The 20011-nt window shown below is 75.6% G+C and carries 14 protein-coding genes and 1 tRNA gene; 12 read left to right on the top strand and 3 right to left on the bottom strand.

Translation table 11 applies throughout. The features are described 5' to 3' along the window. Positions 1-506: 506 nt before the first annotated feature. Together BLV24_RS18475 and BLV24_RS18470 are read right to left on the bottom strand one after the other, a co-directional pair. Complete coding sequence (locus tag BLV24_RS18475) at positions 507-1073, bottom strand: ActR/PrrA/RegA family redox response regulator transcription factor (RefSeq protein WP_092684565.1); 567 nt, start codon at positions 1071-1073, stop codon at positions 507-509. 290 nt (positions 1074-1363) lie between these two features. Then, positions 1364-2008, bottom strand: coding sequence for an SCO family protein (locus tag BLV24_RS18470; protein WP_092684563.1), 645 nt, complete (start codon positions 2006-2008; stop codon positions 1364-1366). An 846-nt stretch (positions 2009-2854) separates the two neighbouring features. Between BLV24_RS18470 and regB the strand changes: the two genes are divergently transcribed. The 11 genes from regB (at position 2855) to BLV24_RS18415 (ending at position 18672) form a co-directional block, all read left to right on the top strand. After that, a complete protein-coding gene (gene regB, locus BLV24_RS18465) occupies positions 2855-4336 on the top strand; it encodes a sensor histidine kinase RegB (RefSeq protein WP_092684602.1) in 1482 nt (493 codons plus the stop codon). A gap of 593 nt (positions 4337-4929) precedes the next feature. Next, positions 4930-7371: a sensor histidine kinase gene (locus BLV24_RS18460; protein ID WP_176954822.1), complete on the top strand. Its 2442-nt coding sequence runs from the start codon at positions 4930-4932 to the stop codon at positions 7369-7371. Positions 7372-7707: 336 nt separating this feature from the next. Then, positions 7708-8199: a tRNA (adenosine(37)-N6)-threonylcarbamoyltransferase complex ATPase subunit type 1 TsaE gene (gene tsaE / locus BLV24_RS18455; RefSeq protein ID WP_092684559.1), complete on the top strand. Its 492-nt coding sequence runs from the start codon at positions 7708-7710 to the stop codon at positions 8197-8199. Next, positions 8196-9266 carry an aminoglycoside phosphotransferase family protein gene (locus tag BLV24_RS18450; protein WP_092684557.1) on the top strand — a complete coding sequence of 357 codons (1071 nt, stop codon included), beginning with the start codon at positions 8196-8198 and terminating at the stop codon, positions 9264-9266. The genes tsaE and BLV24_RS18450 overlap by 4 nt, the downstream gene beginning before the upstream one ends. Further along, positions 9263-10036, top strand: a complete 774-nt coding sequence (locus BLV24_RS18445) for a nucleotidyltransferase family protein (protein WP_092684555.1) — start codon at positions 9263-9265, stop codon at positions 10034-10036. Before BLV24_RS18450 ends, BLV24_RS18445 begins: the two co-directional genes overlap by 4 nt. Beyond that, positions 10033-13038 (top strand): double-strand break repair protein AddB, encoded by a 3006-nt coding sequence (gene addB / locus BLV24_RS18440; protein WP_092684553.1) that lies wholly within the window; start codon positions 10033-10035, stop codon positions 13036-13038. Before BLV24_RS18445 ends, addB begins: the two co-directional genes overlap by 4 nt. Further along, entirely contained in the window at positions 13035-16631 is a 3597-nt protein-coding gene (addA, locus tag BLV24_RS18435) for a double-strand break repair helicase AddA (protein ID WP_092684551.1), read from the top strand. The genes addB and addA overlap by 4 nt, the downstream gene beginning before the upstream one ends. Positions 16632-16916: 285 nt before the next feature. Then, complete coding sequence (trxA, locus tag BLV24_RS18430; RefSeq protein WP_092684549.1) at positions 16917-17237, top strand: thioredoxin; 321 nt, start codon at positions 16917-16919, stop codon at positions 17235-17237. A gap of 22 nt (positions 17238-17259) precedes the next feature. Next, entirely contained in the window at positions 17260-18207 is a 948-nt protein-coding gene (locus tag BLV24_RS18425; protein WP_245710655.1) for a hormone-sensitive lipase, read from the top strand. A 62-nt stretch (positions 18208-18269) separates the two neighbouring features. Beyond that, entirely contained in the window at positions 18270-18506 is a 237-nt protein-coding gene (locus tag BLV24_RS18420) for an Lrp/AsnC ligand binding domain-containing protein (RefSeq protein WP_092684547.1), read from the top strand. A gap of 91 nt (positions 18507-18597) precedes the next feature. Next, positions 18598-18672 (top strand) — tRNA-Val (locus tag BLV24_RS18415). Between the two features lie 219 nt (positions 18673-18891). Here the strand turns inward: BLV24_RS18415 and BLV24_RS18410 are convergent. Next, on the bottom strand, positions 18892-19347 hold the full coding sequence (locus BLV24_RS18410; RefSeq protein ID WP_218133468.1) for a MarR family winged helix-turn-helix transcriptional regulator: 456 nt from the start codon (positions 19345-19347) through the stop codon (positions 18892-18894). 79 nt (positions 19348-19426) lie between these two features. On the opposite strand from BLV24_RS18410, the gene BLV24_RS18405 reads away from it, so the two are divergent. Continuing rightward, positions 19427-19852: an ABA4-like family protein gene (locus BLV24_RS18405; protein WP_092684545.1), complete on the top strand. Its 426-nt coding sequence runs from the start codon at positions 19427-19429 to the stop codon at positions 19850-19852. Positions 19853-20011 lie beyond the last annotated feature (159 nt).

The following is a 20011-nucleotide window of genomic DNA, read 5'->3' as shown; positions in this document are numbered from 1 at the left end:
CGGGCCCGACGGCTCGGGCGCGAACTCAACCGCCACGCGCGCGCGAGGTCAAGCGGGGCGCGGCGGGAGGTTGCGCGCCGGTCGCGCCCCGCCCCCCCCCCCCCCCCCCCCCCCCCCCCCCCCCCCCCCCCCCCCCCCCCCCCCCCCCCCCCCCCCCCCCCCCCGCCCCCCCCCCCCGCCCCGCTCCCCGGCGCGGGAGCCGCGCGTCGACTGTCGCGCCGACGGCGCCGGTGCGCCCGCGCGGCGTTGAGCCCGTGGCGCCTGCGGGACCGTCGCGGGCGGTGGCGGCGGGCGACCTGTCGACCCGCGCGCCGTCGGAAGGGCCGCGCGGGCGAGACCTCGCCGCCCTCGGGCCGGATGACGCGCGGCTCCCGCGCGGCGGGGCGGGGACGACGGCTCGAAGGGGGGGGGCGGAAGAAGGGGGAGGGGCGGAAAACGCGAACGCCCCCGGCGTTGCGGCCGGGGGCGTTCACAAGCGGCAGGGCGCGCGCGCCTTGCGTCCCGGCTCAGCGCGGGCTGCGCTTGGCCAGTATCCGCTGCAGCGTGCGGCGGTGCATGTTCAGGCGGCGCGCGGTCTCCGAGACATTGCGGTCGCAGAGCTCGAACACCCGCTGGATATGCTCCCAGCGCACCCGGTCCGCGGACATCGGGTTCTCGGGCGGCGGCGGCTTGACCTCGCCCGAGGACAGCAGCGCCGCCTCGACGTCGTCGGCATCCGCCGGCTTGGCCAGGTAATCGGTCGCGCCGATCTTCACCGCGGCCACCGCCGTGGCGATGGCGCCATAGCCGGTCAGCACCACGATGCGGCTGTCGGGCCGCGCCTCGCGCAGCGCCTCCACCACGTCGAGCCCGTTGCCGTCTTCCAGCCGCAGGTCGATGACCGCATAGGCGGGCGGCGCGCGGCGGACCACGGCCATCCCTTCGGCCACGCTCTCGGCGGCGGTGGGCTCGAACCCGCGACGCTCCATCGCCCGGGCCAGTCGGCGCCGGAAGGGTTCGTCGTCGTCGAGCACCAGAAGCGAGCGGTCGGGGCCGAGGTCCCGCAGCTCAACCTCTTCTTCGGCGTCGGTCATGTTGCGGCGGCCTCCGTCAAGGGTTCATTCGCGCGCGACACTAGGGAAATTGTCGCGCGTGTCAAAGCCGCGTGACGGTTTTCGTGGGAAAATCGTCAGCACGCTCCGCATGTTGGGGGAGGCGAGGCCCGCGGGACAGGCCCCGGCGCGGGGCCGCGGGCAGCGGTTTCGCAAGGCGCCGCAAGGGAATCCGGGGCGCAGAGGCCTTGCGGAGACCGGGAACCGGGGCGGGCGATTCTCCGCCCCGCCCGCGGAGCGGTCCGGCGCCGCCTCCGGCGATCCGGCGTGGTTCAGAGCCGCTCGGCGAAGCACTGCACCCGGTCGGCCATCTGCTCGGGCGTGGTCTCGCGGCGGAAGACCTCGAGGAACCCGACCTCGGGCGCGGCCAGATAGGTGAAGGTGGAATGGTCCATGAGGTAGTCCTCATCGCCCTCGCCGGCCTTGTTGTAATAGACCCGCCAGGCCTTGGCGGCGGCGTCCACCTGCTCCGGCGTGCCGGTCAGGCCGAGCATCCTGGGATGCAGGGCGCCCACGAAGTCCGAGAGCGACTCGGGCGTGTCGCGGGCCGGGTCGATGGTGATGAAGACCGGGGTGACCTCGATCCCGCGTTCGTCGAGGATCTCGGTGGCCATGGCCATGTCGGCGGTGTCGAAGGGGCAGACGTCCGGGCAGAAGGTGTAGCCGAAATAGAGCAGGGTCGGGCCGGTGATGACGTCGGCCTCGGTGACGGCGCGGCCGGTCTGGTCGACGAGGTCGAGGGGGCCGCCGAGGCTCATGGCGCCGCCGGCGAGCTTGGCGGCGCGGCACTGGGCGAAGCGGTCGTCGTCGCCGGCGCCGGGGCCGAAGGCGAACCAGCCGCCGGCGGCGAGGCCGATGGCGACCGCGCCGAGGGCGAGGGCGGCGTAGCGGGCGGAGCTGCGGCGTTTGGCGGTCATGTCGGTTCCCAATCTCGTGCGGTCTCGGCCTGCGCGGTTCCGGCCTTGTTCGATCCCGGCCTGTTCGTTTCCGGCCTGCGCGGCCCCGTTTCGCGCGCCCTTTGAGGCGGCGGGAGGGTCCGCGATCAGGGATATGCCGCGGATCGCGGTTATAGACCCGCCCGCCGGTCCGGGAAACCGCGCGCGACGCTGGGACGCGGCGCGCGCGCAGGCACGGGGGCGGGGCGGCGCGAGGGCGGGCCGGACGGGCGTTTTCGTTGAATGACAGGGATATGCGACCGGGCGGCGCGCGGTTTGCCGGCGGAGACGCGCGTATGCGCCGGGCCGCGGAGCCATCACGACTTCGCGCGCGAGCCGCCCGCGGCGACGCGGCGACGCGGGGCGGAGCGCGCGGCCCGGCGCCCGGCGGGATGGGCGCGCGCTGCGCGGAAGGCGACGGAGACGGGGGCGGGGACGGGAACGGGTGCGGGGGCGCCCGAGCGCTGCGGTCGCCGGGGGCAACGGGGCGTAGGCGCTCCGGGCGGCGTGGGGGCGGCAACCGCTTCGCCCGCCGCCTGTGCGCGTCATGCGGCACGCCCGCGCTTCCGGATCGTGCCGGGAGCCGCGCGACGACCGTCCCGAGCGCTGCGGCGGAGCGCCCGCGCGGCGCTGCGGCGGGGGCGCCCGGCGGCGAACGGGACGCGCGGCGACGGTCAGGGCAGGGGGGCGGGGCGACGGCAAGGACGGGGGCGGGACGGGCCCGGAAAGGGGTTGCGGGCTGAAACCGCAGCCGCGCCGGCCGGCGCGCGCGTCGTCCCCGGCGCCGGCCCGCTTCCGCCGGGTCGCGCGGGGTGCTATCGCTCGGCCATGGCTGATGGAATTCATTTCGGCGGCGCCTCGGCCGCACGCTCCGACTGGGTGCGGCTGCGCACCCTGACCACCCTGCGATGGCTCGCCGCCGCGGGGCAGGCGCTGACCGTGCTGGTCGCGGACCTGGCGCTCGACCTCCAGCTCCCCACCGGCTGGTGCTTCGGCGCCATCGCCGCCTCGGTCAGTCTCAACATCGCCTCGCAGGCCGTGCACCCGGCCAACAAGCGCCTGTCGGAGCGCTGGACGGCGGCGATCCTGCTGTTCGACCTGCTCCAGCTCGGCACGCTCCTGTTCCTGACCGGCGGGCTCACCAACCCGTTCGCGGTGCTGGCGCTGGCCCCGGTCATCGTCTCGGCCACCGCGCTCACCCTGCGCTCCACCCTGATCCTGGGCTGCTTCGCCGCGCTGGAGGTCACGGTGCTGGCCCGCGCCTACCTGCCGCTGCGGTTCGAGACGGGCGAGGTCGTGGCCCCCCCGGACCTGATCGTGCTGGGCACCTGGGCGGCGCTGATGATCGGGCTGGTGTTCGTGGGCGGCTACGCGCGGCGCATCACGGCGGAGGTCTGGACCATGTCGCGCGCGCTGTCGGCCGCGCAGGACGCGCTGGGGCGCGAGCAGCGGCTGACCGCCATCGGCGGGCTGGCGGCGGCGGCGGCGCATGAGCTGGGCACGCCGCTGGCCACCATCAAGCTGGTGACGGGAGAGCTGGCGCGGGAGCTGAAGGACGATCCCGACCTGGCCGAGGACGTGGAGCTGATCCGCGCCCAGGCCGAGCGCTGCCGCGAGATCCTGCGCGAGATGTCGGAGACCGGCAAGGACGACCGCCACGTGCGCACCCTGCCGATCTACGGGCTGGTGGAGGAAGCCGCGGGCCCGCATCGCGCGCGGGGCAAGCGGGTGATCCTGCGCCTTCAGGGCGCCCCCCTGTCGGACCCGCCCCCCGCCCAGCCGGAGGTCGAGCGCCGCCCGGAGGTGATCCACGGCCTGCGCAACCTGGTGCAGAACGCGGTGGATTTCGCCGCCGACTGCGTCTGGGTCGACATCGACTGGGACGATCGCCAGATCCGCATCGCGGTGGGCGACGACGGGCCGGGTTTCGGCGCGGACATGCTGGGCCGGCTCGGCGATCCCTTCGTGCGCAACCGCCTGCGCCGCGCGCCGCGGGGCGGAGACCCGATCGCCCCGCCTTCGGAGGCGCGGGCGGGCTACGAGGGCATGGGGCTGGGCCTGTTCATCGCCAAGACCCTGCTGGAGCGGACCGGCGCCCGCGTCAGCTTCGCCAACGGCGCCGACGCCGAGGGCCGCCACGCCCGCCGCGCCCGCGGCGACCGCGCCGGCGCCCGCCCCGACCCCGCCGCCGGCCGCGCCACCGGGGCGGTGGTGGAGGCGGTCTGGCCCCGCGGCGCGCTGGACCTGCCCGAGGGCCGCCCGCGCGAGGGACTGGGGCTCAACCCCAGTTTTTCGTTGAAGAACATTTAACGTAGAACTCGCGCAAAAGTTGCATTAGGAATTCGAAAGTGTCCTTCGGCGTGAGACCCGCCGAACTTGCTTTCAGAGAGGTCGGGTTGATGCACAGCCTGACGGGAGCCGCGGATTTCGGCGTCGGCGCGTTCGCCGGACTTCTCGCCATCGGCGGCGCGGATCTGCTTTTGGGACTTCTGGCCGGAGCCGCGGGCGCGGCGACGGCGGCGGCGGCCCTGGGGCTCGCCCCGGGCCTGGGCGTCTGGTTCGCGTTCGGCGGCCGCGGCCGTGATCGTGATCGTGCGCAGCGTCGGGCCATGCCCGCCCCTCCGCGGGACTCGGCGCTCGACGCCCTGCCGGACCGGATGTCCGGCGCGGGGTCCGGACCGGCCGCCGCGCCTGGCGCGCCCCGTCGCGACGACGGGACCGAGCCCTCCGCCGCGGATGCCGTCCGTAAAAAGGCCGGGGGGGCGCGCCCGCTCGCCCTGTCCGCGCCCGGCGCATGGCTGAGCGAACGCCTGGCCGGGGCGCGCGCCCTGCGGCCCGTCGGGGCCGAGGGGCGTCCCGCGGGCGGCCCGGCGCTTCCCTTCCGGCTGGAGGACGGGGCGCTCATGCCCCTGTCCCGGGCCGCCCGCCGCTTTCCCGGCCTGGGCGCGCAGGGCGTGGAGGTCGCCGCGTTCGCGCGCGGGGTCGCGGTGATCGAGGGACCGGCCGACCTGGCCGCCGCCTTCGCCCTGCTGGAGTCGGACGGCCTGGAGTTCCGCGCCATGGTCGACGATGCCGAGGGCGAGACCTGGGAGCTGATCTGCGCCCCGCGCGGCGGCGAGGCGCGGGTGGATTTCGCGCCCGCCGGTCCCGCGCGCCGCGAGCTCGCCCGCCTGCGGGCCGATCTGCGCGCCACGCGGGCCGAGCGGGATGCGGCGGAGGCGGTGCTCGACGCCGCCCCGGTGATGGCCTGGCGGCGGGACGCGGCCGGGCGGGTGGTCTGGGGCAACGCCCTTTACCGCCGGATGTCGGGCGCCGGCGAGGCGCAGGCCGAGGCCGCAACGGGCGTGAGACCGGGGACGGGCGCGAGACCGGGGGCCGAAACGTCGGCCGGGGCGGAAGGCGCCCGGCGCACGGGCCGCGCGGCCGCCGCGCCCGCGCTGCCGGAGCTGCGCGGCGATCTCGGCGGGCCCGAGCCGCGCGCCGACAGGGCCGACCCCGACGCGCCCTCGCGCGGCGCGTCCGGGTCCGGATCCGCGTCCGGGCCCGACGATCGGGTCGACGGGCGCGACGGCCGCGCCGCGGTCTTCGACGCCGGCACCGGCGAGCGCCGCTGGTTCGAAATCTCCTCGCGCGTCGGGGCGCAGGGCGAGGATCTGCGCTTCGCCGTCGACGCCGCCTCCGCGGTCCATGCCGAAGGCGCCCTGCGCCGCTTCGTGGAGACGCTGACCGAGACCTTCGCCCATATCCGCATCGGCCTCGCCATCTTCGACCGGGAGCAGCGGCTGGGCCTGTTCAACCCCGCTTTCGCCGAGCTGATGCGGCTCGACCCCGCCTGGCTGGCGGCGCGGCCGGACCTGCCTTCGGTGCTGGAGCAGCTGCGCGAGAGCCGCCGCCTGCCGGACCAGGACGATTTCGTCCAGTGGCGGCGCGGGATCCTCGGCCTGTTCGGAAGCGGGGACCGGACCGACGCCGACCTGCGCGGCCCGCGCCCCGAGCGCACCGAGATCTGGCACCTGCCGGGGGAGGAGCAGATCCGCATGGTCGCCCGCCCGCATCCGCAGGGCGCCGTGGCCTTCCTGTTCGAGGACGTGACCGAGACCGCGCGCCTGGAGCGCCGCTTCCTGACCGAGACCGAGACCCGCCGCGCGGTCATGGACCGGTTGGAGGAAGGCGTGGTGACCTTCGGTCCCGACGGGGTGGCGCGCTTCGCCAATCCCGCTTTCGCGGCGATGTGGGGGTTCCGCCCCGACGCCGACGGCGACGGCCTGCGGCTGGCCGACGCCATGGCCCGGTTCCGCGCCCGCAGTGTGGGCGGCGAGGTCTGGGACCAGTTGCAGGGCTTTTTCGGCACGGCCGCGCGCTCGGCCTGGTCCGATGAGCTGACGCTGACCGACGGTCGCCGGCTGCGGGCGCGGGTGGCGGCGCTGCCCGACGGCTCGGTGCTGGTGGCGTTCCTCGACGTGACCGACGCGCTGCGGGCGGAGGCGGCGATGCGCGACCGGACCTCGGCCCTGGAGGCGGCGGAGGAGATCCGCGGCGCCCTGATCGAGCAGGTCAGCCTGCGCATGCGCACGCCGCTGGCCCGGGTGTCGGGCCTGACCCAGCGGCTGCGCGACGGGGCCGACGAACGCGGCGGCGGCGGGGGCGGGGCCGGGGGTTCGGCCGAGGGGCCGGACGCGCCGCTGGGCCCGCGCCAGCTGGCGCTGCTCGAAGGAGTGCTGGAGGCCGCGGGCCAGATGCAGGAGGCGCTGACCGGCGTCTCGGACCTGGCCTCGGCGCAGGCCGGGGTGCTGGCGATGACCTCGGAGCCGGTGAACCTGCATGCGGCGCTGGCCTCGGCGCTGGACGTGGCGCGGCGGCGCGCGCAGGCGCGGGGCGTGGCGCTGTCGCTGGAGGCCGACGAGGCGCTGGACGCGAGCCAGGAGATCCAGGGCGACGCGCAGCGGCTGCGGCAGCTGCTGTTCAACCTGGTGGCCGACGCGGTGCACCGGGCGCCGCGGGGCGGCTGGGTCCGCGCCGGCGCGCGCAAGCTGGGCGACCGGGTCGAGGTCTGGACCGACGAGCCCGCGCCCGAGGCGGCGCTGGACGGCCGGTCGGAGCCCGAGGCGGCGGTGCGCGGCGGGCTCGCCCATGCGCTGGTGCGCCGCTTCGCCGAGCTGCATGGCGGCGGGGTGCGGGTGGAGCTGGTGCGCCGCGGCGCGCCCGCGATGTCGCATGAGGCGCTGGAGGCCGAGGAGATCGGCCCGCGCGGCGACCGCCTGCACGTGGTCTGCTCGCTGCCGCTGGCCGCGCTGAGGGCCGTCGCCCCCGCGGTATCGGAGCCGCCCCGCGCCGAGCGCGCCTGATCCCTGCGCGGCGCCGCCCCCCCCCCGTCTTTCCGCGCCCCGTCTTGCTGCGCCCCGTCTTCCCGGGCGGCGCCTTCATCCCGGCGGGGCGCCCAGCGTCACGGGTCCGAAGCGCGCCGGCCGACCGCCCGCCGCCGGCCCGGTTCCGCCCCGGCGCGCCGGCGACGGGGGCGCCGTCTTCACGGTCTCGGGCGGGCGGGGCGCGGCCTCTGGTCCGACGGCCCCGCCCGCGGCCCCGCTCCCGGCATTGCCCCTGCCCGCGCGGCGGTCCATGATCGCGGCCCGTCGCCCCCGGCCGATCGTCGCGCCGCCCGAATGCTCCGAGCCCCCCGCCAGATGTCCGACCCCGACGCCCCCGACCTGCGCCGCATCCTGCCCGACGCGGAGGCCACCGACGCCGCAGGGCGCGCGCTCGCCGCCACGCTGAACGCCGGCGACGCGGTGATGCTGCGCGGCGATCTCGGGGCCGGGAAATCGGCGCTCGCCCGCGCGGCGATCACCGCCCTGCTGGCCGAGGACGGGCGCGAGGAGGACATCCCCTCGCCCAGCTTCACCCTCGTGCAGGTCTACGAGACGGCGCGGGGCGAGGTCTGGCATGCGGATCTGCACCGGCTCCCGGGCCCCGACGCGGTGATCGAGCTGGGGCTGGAGGACGCCTTCGAGGACGCCGTCTGCTTCGTCGAATGGCCCGACCGGCTGGGCGATGCGATGCCGCCGCGCCGGCTGGATCTGGCGCTGGATTTCGAGCCCGGGGGCGAGGGACGGCTGATGGAGGTCCACGCCCGCGGCGCAGGATGGGAGGCGGCGCTGGCCGCGTTGACGCGATGACCGAACCCCGCTTCGATCCGGAGGCCCGCGCCGCCCTTCAGGCCCGCTTTCTCGCCGAGGCCGGCTGGGCGGGGGCGGAGATCCGGCCGCTGGCCGGCGACGCCTCGAACCGCCGCTACGACCGGCTCTCGGGCGGGCCGGGGGGCGCGGGGGCGGTGCTGATGGACGCGCCGCCCGAGAAGGGCGAGGACATGGTCCCCTATCTCGGGATCACCGAGGTTCTGCGCGCCCGCGGCTTCTCCGCCCCCGCGGTGATCGCCGCCGACGCGCCGGCCGGCTTCGCGCTGATCGAGGACCTGGGCGACGACCTCTACGCCCGCGTCTGCGCGGCGGATGCGGAGGCGGAGACGCCGCTCTACCTCGCCGCGGCCGAGCTGCTGGCCGAGCTGCACGCCGCCCCCGCCCCTTCCGAGACCCCCGCGGGGGCCGCCCGCCACGTGATCCCCCCCTATGACGCCGCCACCCTGCGGCGCGAGGCGATGCTGGCGGCGGACTGGTATCTCGACGGGCTCGGCCTGCGGACGGAGGCGCTGGCCGAGGACTATGCGGGGCGGGTGGACGCCGCCTTCGCGCCGGTCGCGGGCGCGCGCACGGCGCTGGCGCTGCGCGACTACCATGCGGAGAACATGCTGTGGCTGCCGGGCCGGGAGGGAACCGCGCGGGTCGGGTTGATCGACTACCAGGACGCGCTGGCGGGGCACCCGGCCTATGACCTGATCTCGCTGACCGAGGATGCGCGGCGCGACACCTCGCCCGGGCTGAGGGCGGCGACGACGGCCCGCTATCTGGACGCGGCCGGGGTCCCCGCGGGCGCCCGCGAAACATTCGAGGCCGAGGCCGCCATGCTCGCCGCGCAACGCAATCTGAAGATCGTGGGCATCTTCGCGCGGCTGCGGCTGCGGGACGGCAAAACGCGTTACCTCGACCTGATCCCGCGGGTCTGGGGGCACCTGCAACGGGACCTCGCGCATCCGGCGCTGGCCCCGCTGGCGGCGTTCGTCGCACGGCATGTCCCGGCGCCCGAGCCCGCCGTGCTGGATCGCCTGCGGGCCGGGAGGACGGCATGAGCGCGCCCGACACGGCCCCCGACACGACCCCCGCCACGGCGCCCGACACGGCGCCCGATACGGCGATGGTGCTGGCCGCCGGGCTGGGCACGCGCATGGGCGCGCTGACCGCGACGACGCCGAAACCGCTGCTGCGGGCCGGGGGGCGGGCGCTGATCGACCATGCGCTCGACCGCGCGGCGGAGGGCGGGGCGGCGCGCGCCGTGGTCAACCTGCACTACTTCCCCGACCAGATCCGCGCGCATCTCGCGGGCCGGGCGGCGCCGGAGATCCTGTTCTCGGATGAGACGGACGCGTTGCTGGAAACCGGCGGCGGCGTGCGCCGGGCGCTGCCGCTGCTGGGGCATGGGCCGGTGTGGACGCTGAATTCGGATGCGGTGTTCGGCGGACCGGCGCCGCTGCCGGCGCTTTCCGCCGCCTGGGACCCCGCCCGGATGGACGCGCTGCTGCTGCTGGTCGCGCGCGAGGATGCGCGGGCCTATACGCGGGCCGGGGACTTCTTCGCGGAGGCGGACGGTCGGCTGACCCGCCGGGGCGACCGGCCGACCGCTCCGCTGGTCTATACCGGAGTGCAGATCATTCGCGCGGGCGCCTTCGCGGACGGGCCGGAGGGCGCGTTCTCCACCAACCTGATCTGGGACCGGATGCTGGCGAAGGGGCGCGTGTTCGGGGCGCTCCATCACGGACCCTGGGTCGATGTGGGAACCCCCGCCGGGCTGGAGGAAGCCGCCGCGGTGCTTTCCGAAGCCGCCCCGGGGGCGAGCGCATGAGCGCCAGGCCGAAAGTCTATTTCACCCCGCCGGGCGTGGATTTCTCCGAGGCGCTGGCCCGCGGGCTGCGCGCCCGGCTGCCCGCCGACGATCCCGCCGCCATGGCCCGCGTGCGGCTCTATCTCAACGCGCGCCGCACCGGGCGGGCGGTGTCGGAGGCGCTGGAACACGGCCGCCCCGCCGCCTTCCTCCCCCGCATCGCGCTGGTCGGCGAACTGGCGGAGGAGGCGCTCGCCGCCGCCATCCCGCAGGGGCGGGGCCGACTGCGCCGGACGCTGGCGCTGATGCGGCTGACCGAGGCCTTCCTGGTCGGCAATCCGGGGCTGGCCGACCCGGCCTCCGCCCCCGCGCTGGCGCTGTCCCTGCGCGCGCTGCTCGATGAGCTTCAGGCGGCCGGCAAGGGCGCGGAGGCGCTGCGCGACCTCGAATTGAACGAGCACGCCGCGCACTGGACCCTGACGGCGGAATTCCTGTCGATCCTCGCCGACGCCTGGCCCGAATACCTGGCGGAGGAGGAGCACGGCGCCCCGGACCGCGAGGCCCGCCGAAGGCTCGCCGTCGCCGCCCTGATCGCGCGGTGGGAGGCCTCGCCCCCGACCGATCCGGTGATCGTGGCGGGCTCCACCGGCTCGACCCCCGCGACGGCCGAACTGATGCGGGCGGCGGCGCGGCTGCCCTCGGGCGCGCTGGTGCTGCCGGGCTGGGATCCGGCGATGGCCGGCGACGTGTGGGATAGCCTGACGGCGGAGGAGCCGCGGCCCGAGCATCCCCATCACCACATGGCGCGGCTGCTGAGCGATCTGGGCCTTCGCCCCGACGATCCCGCGCCCTGGGACGAGACCTGTCCGGCGCCCCCCGCGCCCGCGCGCCTGCGCCTGCTGACCCGCGCCCTGCGCCCGGCCCCGGTGACCGACGCCTGGCGCCGCGAGCTGCCCGAACAGGCCGCCGAGGCCGCGGAGGCCGTCGCCGGCCTGACCCTGCTGGAGGCCGAGACCCCGCGCGACGAGGCCGCCGCCATCGCCGCCGCGCTCGCCTCCGAGGCCGCGGCGGGGGGGACGCCGGCGCTGATCACGCCGGACCGGGTGCTGGCCCGGCGCGTGGCGGCGGAGCTTTCGCGCTGGGGCGTGGCGCCCGACGACAGCGGCGGGCGGCCGCTGGGCCTGACCCCGCCGGGCATCCTGCTGGGGCTGACCGCCGGGCGGCTGGGCCGGCCGATGACCGCCGAGACCCTCGCCGCCCTGCTGCGCCACCCGCTGACCGCCGACAACCGCGAGACGGCGCCGGAACAGCGCGGCCCGCACCTGCGGTTCCTCCGCAAGCTGGAGCGGGACGGACTGCGCGGCGGCACCCAGGACGTGGACTGGGATCGGCTCGACGCCCGCCTGCGCGCCCGCAAGGACCCGCCCGAGGATTTCCTGGCCTGGTTCGCCTGGGTCCGCGCCGCGCTGACCCCGCTCGCCTCGCCCCCCGCCGATCTCCCGGCCGCCGTGGCCCTGCATCGCCGCGTGGCGGAGACGCTGGCCGCGGGACAGGCCGGACCGGGAGAGGAGAACCCCGCCGATCTCCCGCTCTGGGCCGAGGCGCAGGGGCGCGATGCGCGGGCCTTTCTCGACGGGCTGGAGGAGGCCGCCCCGGCGCTGGGCGCCTCGCCCCCGCCCGGCGGCTACGGGGCGCTGTGGCTCGCCCTGATCCAGGCCGAGGAGACCCGCCCCGACCCGGCCCGCGTGCATGACCGCATCCGCATCCTCGGCGCGCTGGAGGCGCGGGCGGAAAGCGCCAGCCTGATGATCCTCGGCGGGTTGAACGAGGGCGTCTGGCCGGCCCATCCGACCCCTGATCCCTGGCTGAACCGGCAGATGCGCAAGACCCTCGGGCTGGCCTCGCCGGAGCGGCGGATCGGGCTGGCCGCGCATGACTTCCTGCAGGCCGCCTGCGCCCCGCGCACGGTGCTGAGCCGGGCGCTGCGCGACGATGGCGGGCCGGCCTCGCCCTCGCGCTGGCTGGTGCGGCTGGAGAACCTGCTGAAGGGCGCCGACAAGGCCGCGCTGGCGGCGATGCGCGCCCGCGGCCAGGCGCTGGCGCGGGGGGCGGACGGGCTGGACGCCGGCCCGCGGATCGACCCCGCGCCGCGGCCCGCGCCGACCCCGCCGGTGGCGCTGCGCCCGCGGGGGCTGTCCTTCACCCAGGTCGAGACGCTGGTCCGCGACCCCTACGCCATCTACGCCCGCCACGTCCTGCGGCTGCGCAAGCTGGACCCGATCGGCCGCGCCCCCGACGCCCGCGACATGGGCACCGCCCTGCACGCGGTGATGGAGGCCTTCGCCGAAGCCACCCGCGACTGGACCGGCGCCGAGTCCACCCCCGCCGCCCTGCGCGCCGCTCTTATGGCGGCCGCGGAACGCGAGCTGCCCGAGGCCGCCCCCTGGCCCGCCCTGCGGAGGCTCTGGTCCAAGCGCCTCGCCCGCGCCGCCGACTGGATCGCAGCCGGCGAGGCCGCGCGCCGCGCCGAGGGCCGGGTCGAGGCGCTGGAGGTCAAGGGCGCCCGCGTGCTGGAGGGCCCGCCGGGCGGGGCCTTCGAACTTTCCGGCAAGGCCGACCGGGTGGACCGGCTGCTGGACGGGCGGCTGGCGCTTTACGACTACAAGACCGGCTCGGTCCCCTCCTCCAAACAGATCGGCGTGTTCAGCGTGCAGTTGCTGCTGGAGGCCGCGGTGGCCGAGGCCGGCGGGTTCGAGAACGTGCCCGGCGCCCCGGTGGCGGCGGCGGAATATCTCGGCCTTTCGGGCGCCGGCGTCGGGGGCAAGGCCAGCGCGGTGGATTTCGTGAAGCACCCGGTGGCGGATGTCTGGGCGGATCTGGGCGCGCTGGTGGCCCGCTATGACGACGCGGCGACCGGCTACCTGTCCCGCGCCCGCATGGCCACGGTGCGCTTCGCGGGGGACTACGACCAGCTCGCCCGCCATGGCGAATGGTCCGAATCCGGTGAGGAGGGCGGCGAATGACCGACACCCGCCCCGAACTCCACCCCGCCACCCGCGCCCAGATCGAGGCGGCGAGCCCCGGCGCCTCGGCCTGGGTCTCGGCCAATGCGGGGTCGGGCAAGACCTCGGTGCTGACCAAGCGGGTGGCGCGCCTGCTGCTGGCCGATTGCCCGCCCGAGCGCATCCTGTGCCTGACCTACACCCGCGCCGCCGCCGCCGAGATGCAGGAGCGGCTGTTCCGGATGCTGGGCGAGTGGTCGCTGATGGAGGACGCCGCGCTGGCGGCGGAGCTTGCGGCGCTGGGCGGCGACCCGCCGGAGGGCGAGGATGACCTGGCCCGCGCCCGGAAGCTTTTCGCCAAGGCGCTGGAGACGCCGGGCGGGCTGAAGATCCAGACCATCCACGCCTTCTGCGCCGCGCTGCTGCGCCGGTTCCCGCTGGAATCCGGGGCGCCGGCGGGATTCGTGGAGCTGGACGACCGCACCCGCGCCCGCATCCTGGACGAATTGCGCGACGACATGGCCGGCGCCGCCGAGGCCGGGGCCGACCCCGCCTTCGACGCCGCCGCCGACCGGCTGACCGAAACCGGACTGACCAGCCTGTCCGAATCCGTCTTTCACCGCCGCGGCTGGTTCCCCGGCGCCGACCGCGCCGCCCCCGCCCTGCACGCGGCCTATGACGTGCCCGAGGGCTGGGATTTCCTCGACCATGCCGGCGGGCGGATGATGGCCGAGGGGCCGGACGGGCTGCGCGATCTCGCCGCCGCGCTGACCACGGGCGGGGCCACGGACCGCAAGCTGGCGGACCTGCTGGCGGGCGCGGCCTCGGCGCTCGACGCGGGCGACATCCCCGCCGCCATCCGCGCGGTGGAGGCCGCGGGCCTGACCCAGAAGGGCGAGCCGCGCAGCCTCAAGACCCTGCCCACCAAGGCGGTGCGCGCGGCCTGGCCCTGGGCCGCCGAGGCGGTGGAGGGCGTCGTTGAAATGGCGGTGGAGCTGCGCCAGGGCCGCATCGCGCAGGACGGGCTGGCGAAATCGCTCGACCTGCACCGGTTCGGGGACGCGCTGCTCGCCCGCTACGCCGTGGAGAAGACGCGGCGCGGGGCCATCGACTTCGACGACCTGGTGCGCATCGCCGGCCGCCTGCTGACCGAGGCCGAGATGGCCGCCTTCGCCCTGTGGAAGCTGGACGGCGGCCTCGACCACATCCTGATCGACGAGGCGCAGGACACCTCCCCCGACCAGTGGCGGCTGGTCCGCGCGCTGGCCGAGGAGTTCTTCGCCGGCGCCGGCGCGCGGGAGGCCGGGCGCACCGTCTTCGCCGTGGGGGACGAGAAGCAGTCGATCTATTCCTTCCAGGGCGCGGAGCCGCGGGAATTCGGGCGGATGCGCGACCTGTTCCGCGACCGGCTCGCGGCGATGGAGGCGGCGGGGGAGGGGCCCGCCCTGCGGGAGACCCAGCTTGCGTGGTCGTTCCGGTCCTCTCCGGTGATCCTCGGGCTGGTCGACCAGGTCTTCGCCGACGCGCCCGAGGGGCTGAGCGCCGATGGCGACGCCCCCTCGCATTCCGCGTTCCACGCCGCCATGCCGGGCCGGGTGGAGCTGTGGCCCCTGCTGACCCCGCCCGAAAAGGGCGAGGAGCCGCCCTGGCACGCCCCCGTCGACGCGCGCCCGCCGCTGGCCCCCACCGCGCGGCTGGCGGCGGCGCTGGCCGAGCAGGTGGACCGGATGCTGCGCGAGGGCGGGGCGGTTCCGGACCGCGACGCCCCCTCCGGCTGGCGCGCCATGCGGCCCGGCGACGTCATCGTGCTGCTGCGCCGGCGGGGCGCGCTGGCCACGATGCTGGTCGATCAGCTCAAGCGCCGGGCGGTGCCGGTGGCCGGCGCCGACCGTCTGATGCTGATGTCGAGCCTCGCGGTGCGGGACCTGCTGTCGCTGCTGCGTGCGGCGCTGGATTCCGGCGACGATCTGTCGGTGGCCGAGGTCCTGCGCTCGCCCCTCGGCGGGGTGGACGAGGCGGGGGTGTTCGAGCTGGCCGCCGGGCGGCCGAAGGGCGTTTCGCTGTGGAACCGCCTCAGGGATCGCGCGGGGGACTGGCCCGTCGCCCATGCGCTGCTGAACGAGGCCATCGACGGCGCCGATTTCGCCCGCCCCTACGAGATCCTGCAGAACGCCCTGGTCCGCCACGGCGCCCGCGCCCGCATCCGCGCCCGCCTGAACCCGGAGGAGGAGGACGCGGTCGACGAACTGCTCGCCCAGGCGCTGGCCTATGAGAAGGCGGAGACGCCGACGCTGGCCGGCTTCCTCGCCTGGATGGAGGCCGCCGGCGACCTCGCCCTGAAGCGTGAGATGGGGCGGGCCGGCGATGCCGTGCGGGTGATGACGGTGCACGGCGCCAAGGGGCTGGAGGCGCCGGTGGTGATCCTCGGCGACGCCGGGCCGCGGCAGGGGCACAGGGGGGGCGATGTGCTGCAACTGCCTCCCGTGGATCCCGGCGACCCGGAGGTGGCGATCTGGTCCGCCCCCAGGGCCGACGAGGCCGCGCCGGTGACCGAGGCCAAGGAGATCGCCGCGGCGCGGGAGGCGGAGGAGGACCTGCGCCTGCTCTATGTCGCGCTGACCCGCGCCGGCGCCCGGCTGCTGGTCTGCGGGGTGGAGACCGGGCGCGGCGATGCGGAGGCGAGCTGGCACGGCCGCGTCGCCTCGGCGATGGAGGCGCTGGGCGCCCGCCCCGGCCCCGTCCCCGCCGCGCTGGCCGGAGAGGCGGACCTGCCCCCGGTCATGGTGCTGGAGACGGGTTGGCCCGAGACCCCGCCCGCCGACGCCCTGCCGCCCGCGGCTCCCCCCGCCGCGTCCCAGCCGGCGGAGGCGCCCGACGTCCCCCCCGCCTTGAGACTGGCGCCGCTGGCCGAGGGGCCCCTGGCGCCCTCCGCGGCGCGGCGGAAGCGGCTCGCGGCTTCGGCGCTGATGGGGGCGGAGGGCGATCACGCGCCGCCCTTCGCCCCCGGAGCGGCGCCGCTGGGCGACGGCCCCGCGGCGGTGGAGGAGGGCGAGCCCATCGCGGGGCCCCTGGCCCGCCCGCTGGCCCGGGACGTCGCCCGCGCCCGCGGCGACGCGGTGCATATGTTGCTGGAACTGTTGCCCGACCTGCCCGACCAACCCGGCGGGGACCGGGCCGGGCGGGGCGCCGCGCTCGTCGCCGCCGCGCATCCCGACATGGATGCGGGCGTCCGGGCGGATGCGGTGGCCGAAGCCCTGCGCACGCTCGACCATCCCGACGCCGCCCCGTTCCTCGCCCCCGATGCGCTGGCCGAGGCGACGCTTTCGGCCGACCTGCCGGGCGGGGCGCGGATGATCGGGCGGCTCGACCGGCTGATCGTGGCGCCCGGCCGCCTGCGCCTGCTGGACTGGAAGACCGGCCCGGTTCCGCCCGCCACGCCCGAGGCCTATCTGCGCCAGATGGCCGGCTACCGCGCCGCGCTCGCCGCCGCCTATCCGGAGGCGGAGATCGAGGCGGCGTTGTTCTGGACCTCGGCCCAGCGGCTGGAGGTGCTGGACCCCGCCACGCTCGACGCCGCCTTCGGTCGGGCGGTCGCGGCGCTGAAGACCGGCTGACCGGGCAAGGGGGGCGGCCGCGGAATGTCGCCATGCGCGCGGGGCGGCCGCGGAATGTCGGCATGCGCGCGGGGCGGCCGCGGAATGTTGGCATGCGCGCGGGGCGGCCGCGGAATGTTGGCATGCGCGCGGGGCGGCCGCGCAACGCCGCTATGCGCGCGGGGCCGTGAACGGATCGTTGTCTTGACCCGCGCCGGCGCCATACCTAGCTTTGACAACCCGGCGGCGGGGCGCTGCGCAAGCGCGACGCCTCCGCTTCGCCGACACGAGACAAGGAGAGCCGAGATGGGCACGTCCCCCGTCACCGACGCGACGTTCGAGATGGATGTCATCAAGTCCGACACGCCCGTCGTGGTGGACTTCTGGGCCGAATGGTGCGGCCCCTGCAAGCAGATCGGCCCCTCGCTGGAGGAGCTGTCGGCCGAGTTCGGCGATCGCGTGAAGATCGTGAAGCTGAACGTGGACGAGAACCCCAACGCCGCCTCCAAGTTCGGCGTGCGCGGGATCCCGACCCTGCTGGTGTTCAAGGACGGCAAGGTCGCGTCCTCGAAGGTCGGCGCGGCGCCCAAGTCGGCGCTGCAGAACTGGATCGAAAGCGCGCTCTGATCTCCATGGATCGGATGACGTCATGCAAGCGGATGGGGCGGGGCCGGCGATGACCGGCGCCGCCCCTTTCGATTCGGGCCCGGTTGATCCGGTTGATCCGGTTGAGTCGGGCTTCGCCGGTTCGGCGGCGCCCGCGCCCTCCGTCCCCGTGACCGACTGGTCGGACGCCTATGACAACGGCGGCCACATCCCCGGCGCCGCCGACTACCCGCCGCGCTGGGCCGCCGACGCCGCCGCCTTCCGCGCCGCGCTCGGCCCCCGCGCCCGGCTGGACCTGCCCTATCCCGGCCCGCTGGCGGATCCGGGCCGCGAGGCCTTCGACCTGTTCCTGCCCGAGGGCGATCCCGCCGGCCTCGTCCTGTTCCTGCATGGCGGCTATTGGCGCGCCTTCGGGCGGGAGACGTGGTCGCATCTCGCCGCGGGCGCCGTGGCGCGGGGCTGGGCGGTGGCCATGCCCTCCTACACGCTCGCCCCCGCCGCGCGCATCGCGGGGATCGGGGCGCAGGCCCGCGCCGCCCTGATCGCGGCGGCGGAGGCCGTGCCCGGCGGGCCGGTGGCCGTCGCGGGCCATTCGGCGGGCGGGCAGCTTGCGGCCCGGCTGCTCTGCGCCGACATGGACCTGCCCGCCCCTCTGCGCGCCCGGATCGCGCGGGCGGTGGCGATCTCCGGCCTGTTCGACCTGCGGCCCTTGCTGCGGACGGGCCTGAACGACGTGCTGGGGCTCGATGCGGCGGAGGCGGCGGGCGAGAGCCCCGCGCATCTGCCCCCCGCCCCCGGCGCCCGCCTGCTGGCCTGGACCGGGGCGGCGGAGCGGCCCGAATACCTGCGCCAGGCCCGGCTGATCGCCGCCGCCTGGGGCGCGGAGGCGGAGGTCGCCGCCCATCTCGCCCCCGGCGCCCACCATTTCGACGTGATCGCGCCGCTGGCCGAGCTCGACAGCCCCCTGACGCGGGCGCTGCTGGACTGGTAAGAGGGCGGCTGGACAGGGACCGCGCACGGCGCCGTCCGCGAGGCGACAGGGAGATCCCGGCGATGCAATGCTTCTTCGTGCAGATCAAGACGCGGCTCGGGCGGGCCTATGACGTGGCCGATCAGCTGGCCCGGCGCGAGGTGGCGTCCGAGATCTACTCGACCTCCGGCGAATGGGACCTGCTGGCCAAGTTCTACGTCGCCGACGACGTGGATATCGGCCATTTCATCAACGAGGAGGTGCACGGGCTCGACGGGTTGGAGCGCACCTTCACCACCCTGACTTTCAAGGCGTTCTGAGCGCGGGCGCCGGGTTCCGCGGCCTCCGTGACCTCCGCGTGTCCGGGGCGTGTTGACAGGGGGCGGGGGGGCGTATATCTCCCCGGCCCGAGGGCGCGTAGCTCAGTGGTAGAGCACTATGTTGACATCGTAGGGGTCGCTGGTTCGATACCAGCCGCGCCCACCACCCTACGATAACGAAGACCGGTCCCGCGGACCGCTTCGCAACACCGACCGGATGCCGGTCATTCCAGTCCAGACATGACGACACGCGGCCGCGCCGGATGCAGGCCTGCGCCTGTGTTTCGCCTTTGGGCGAAGCGCGACGGACCCGTGGCCCGCCGCCAGGCCGCCGGCAAGCCCATGTCCCGCCCATGTCCCGCCCATGTCCTGCGCGCCGTCCGTTTCAGGCCAGCGTGTCTCCGGACCCGGCCATCAGGCGGCGCAGCATCGAGGCGAAGCGGTCGACCTCCTGATCCTCCCAGCGGTCGCTGAACAGATAGCCCGCCCGCTTCGAGAACGTCGCGAGCGCCTCGGACAGCCTCTTGCGGCCGGCCTCCGTGGCCACCACGAAGACAAGCCTCGCGTCGCGTGCGTCGGCCGCGCGATCCACGAGGCCGATCTTCTCCATGGGCGCCGCCATGCGCGTGATCGTGGACGCGCTGACATGCATCCGTTTCGCCAGGTCGACCCGGGAAAGCCGGTTCGCCGCGGAACGCTCAAGATGGAGCAGCAGCAGGAACTCGTTCACGGAGATGCCGTGAACGGCCGAGAGTTCGCCCGACAGCCCGGCCCGGAAATCATCCGTGACCTGGAGCAGACGCAGCGCAAGGGTTGTGTGTGTATCCGTCATGCGGGTCATATATTGCAAATAGCTTGCGTTTGCAAGCAATATGCACGAGACAGGCCGCCTTGATCCGAATCGGAAGGCGACTCTCATCATGACCTTTGAAACCCTGTTCTCACTCGCCGGCGTCGTCGCCATGACGGGGTGGCTGTGCCTCCTGGTCTCGCCGCGCATTCCGCTATGGTCCGACCTGATCGCGGGGATGATCCTGCCGGTCGTCCTGTCGCTCGGCTATCTCGCGCTGCTCATCCTGCCGTCTTCAGACGGCGGCGGCGGCTTCGGCTCGCTGGCGGAGGTGATGGCGCTTTTCTCCCACGAGCAGGCCGCCCTTGCGGGGTGGGTTCACTTCCTGGCCTTCGATCTGTTCATCGGGGCATGGGCCTGCCGCAAGGCGCGCTCGGAGGGCCTGCGCTTCCGGCTCGTCGCGCCATGCTTGCCGCTGATCTTTCTGTTCGGTCCCGCGGGGCTGCTCGCCTTTCAGGCGGTCCGGGCTGTGCGCAGTCGAATGCGGCAAGTCTAGGAGCGATGCCGGGCCCGTCCTTCGCGCCCGTCACGTCCGATGCCGGGTGGGGGCGCCGAGGGCGCGCCCGGGACGTTGCGCTCCGGGTTCCGGGATCACGCATCGGCCCCCCGAAATGCAAAGGCCCCCCGGCGAACCGGGGGGCCTTTTCGCATCATC

This window comes from Albimonas donghaensis, assembly GCF_900106695.1.
Classification (GTDB): domain Bacteria; phylum Pseudomonadota; class Alphaproteobacteria; order Rhodobacterales; family Rhodobacteraceae; genus Albimonas; species Albimonas donghaensis.
Note: the sequence above shows the minus strand (reverse complement) of the source record. Positions and strands in the feature narration are given on the sequence as shown.

Coding starts and splice junctions, on each gene's coding strand:
- trxA (WP_092684549.1), top strand. CDS start 16,917: ATGGGCACGTCCCCCGTCACCGACGCGACGTTCGAGATGGATGTCATC.
- BLV24_RS18445 (WP_092684555.1), top strand. CDS start 9,263: ATGAGCGCGCCCGACACGGCCCCCGACACGACCCCCGCCACGGCGCCC.
- BLV24_RS18420 (WP_092684547.1), top strand. CDS start 18,270: ATGCAATGCTTCTTCGTGCAGATCAAGACGCGGCTCGGGCGGGCCTAT.
- BLV24_RS18410 (WP_218133468.1), bottom strand. CDS start 19,347: ATGACCCGCATGACGGATACACACACAACCCTTGCGCTGCGTCTGCTC.
- BLV24_RS18470 (WP_092684563.1), bottom strand. CDS start 2,008: ATGACCGCCAAACGCCGCAGCTCCGCCCGCTACGCCGCCCTCGCCCTC.
- regB (WP_092684602.1), top strand. CDS start 2,855: ATGGCTGATGGAATTCATTTCGGCGGCGCCTCGGCCGCACGCTCCGAC.
- BLV24_RS18450 (WP_092684557.1), top strand. CDS start 8,196: ATGACCGAACCCCGCTTCGATCCGGAGGCCCGCGCCGCCCTTCAGGCC.
- BLV24_RS18425 (WP_245710655.1), top strand. CDS start 17,260: ATGCAAGCGGATGGGGCGGGGCCGGCGATGACCGGCGCCGCCCCTTTC.
- BLV24_RS18405 (WP_092684545.1), top strand. CDS start 19,427: ATGACCTTTGAAACCCTGTTCTCACTCGCCGGCGTCGTCGCCATGACG.
- addB (WP_092684553.1), top strand. CDS start 10,033: ATGAGCGCCAGGCCGAAAGTCTATTTCACCCCGCCGGGCGTGGATTTC.
- tsaE (WP_092684559.1), top strand. CDS start 7,708: ATGTCCGACCCCGACGCCCCCGACCTGCGCCGCATCCTGCCCGACGCG.
- addA (WP_092684551.1), top strand. CDS start 13,035: ATGACCGACACCCGCCCCGAACTCCACCCCGCCACCCGCGCCCAGATC.
- BLV24_RS18475 (WP_092684565.1), bottom strand. CDS start 1,073: ATGACCGACGCCGAAGAAGAGGTTGAGCTGCGGGACCTCGGCCCCGAC.
- BLV24_RS18460 (WP_176954822.1), top strand. CDS start 4,930: ATGCCCCTGTCCCGGGCCGCCCGCCGCTTTCCCGGCCTGGGCGCGCAG.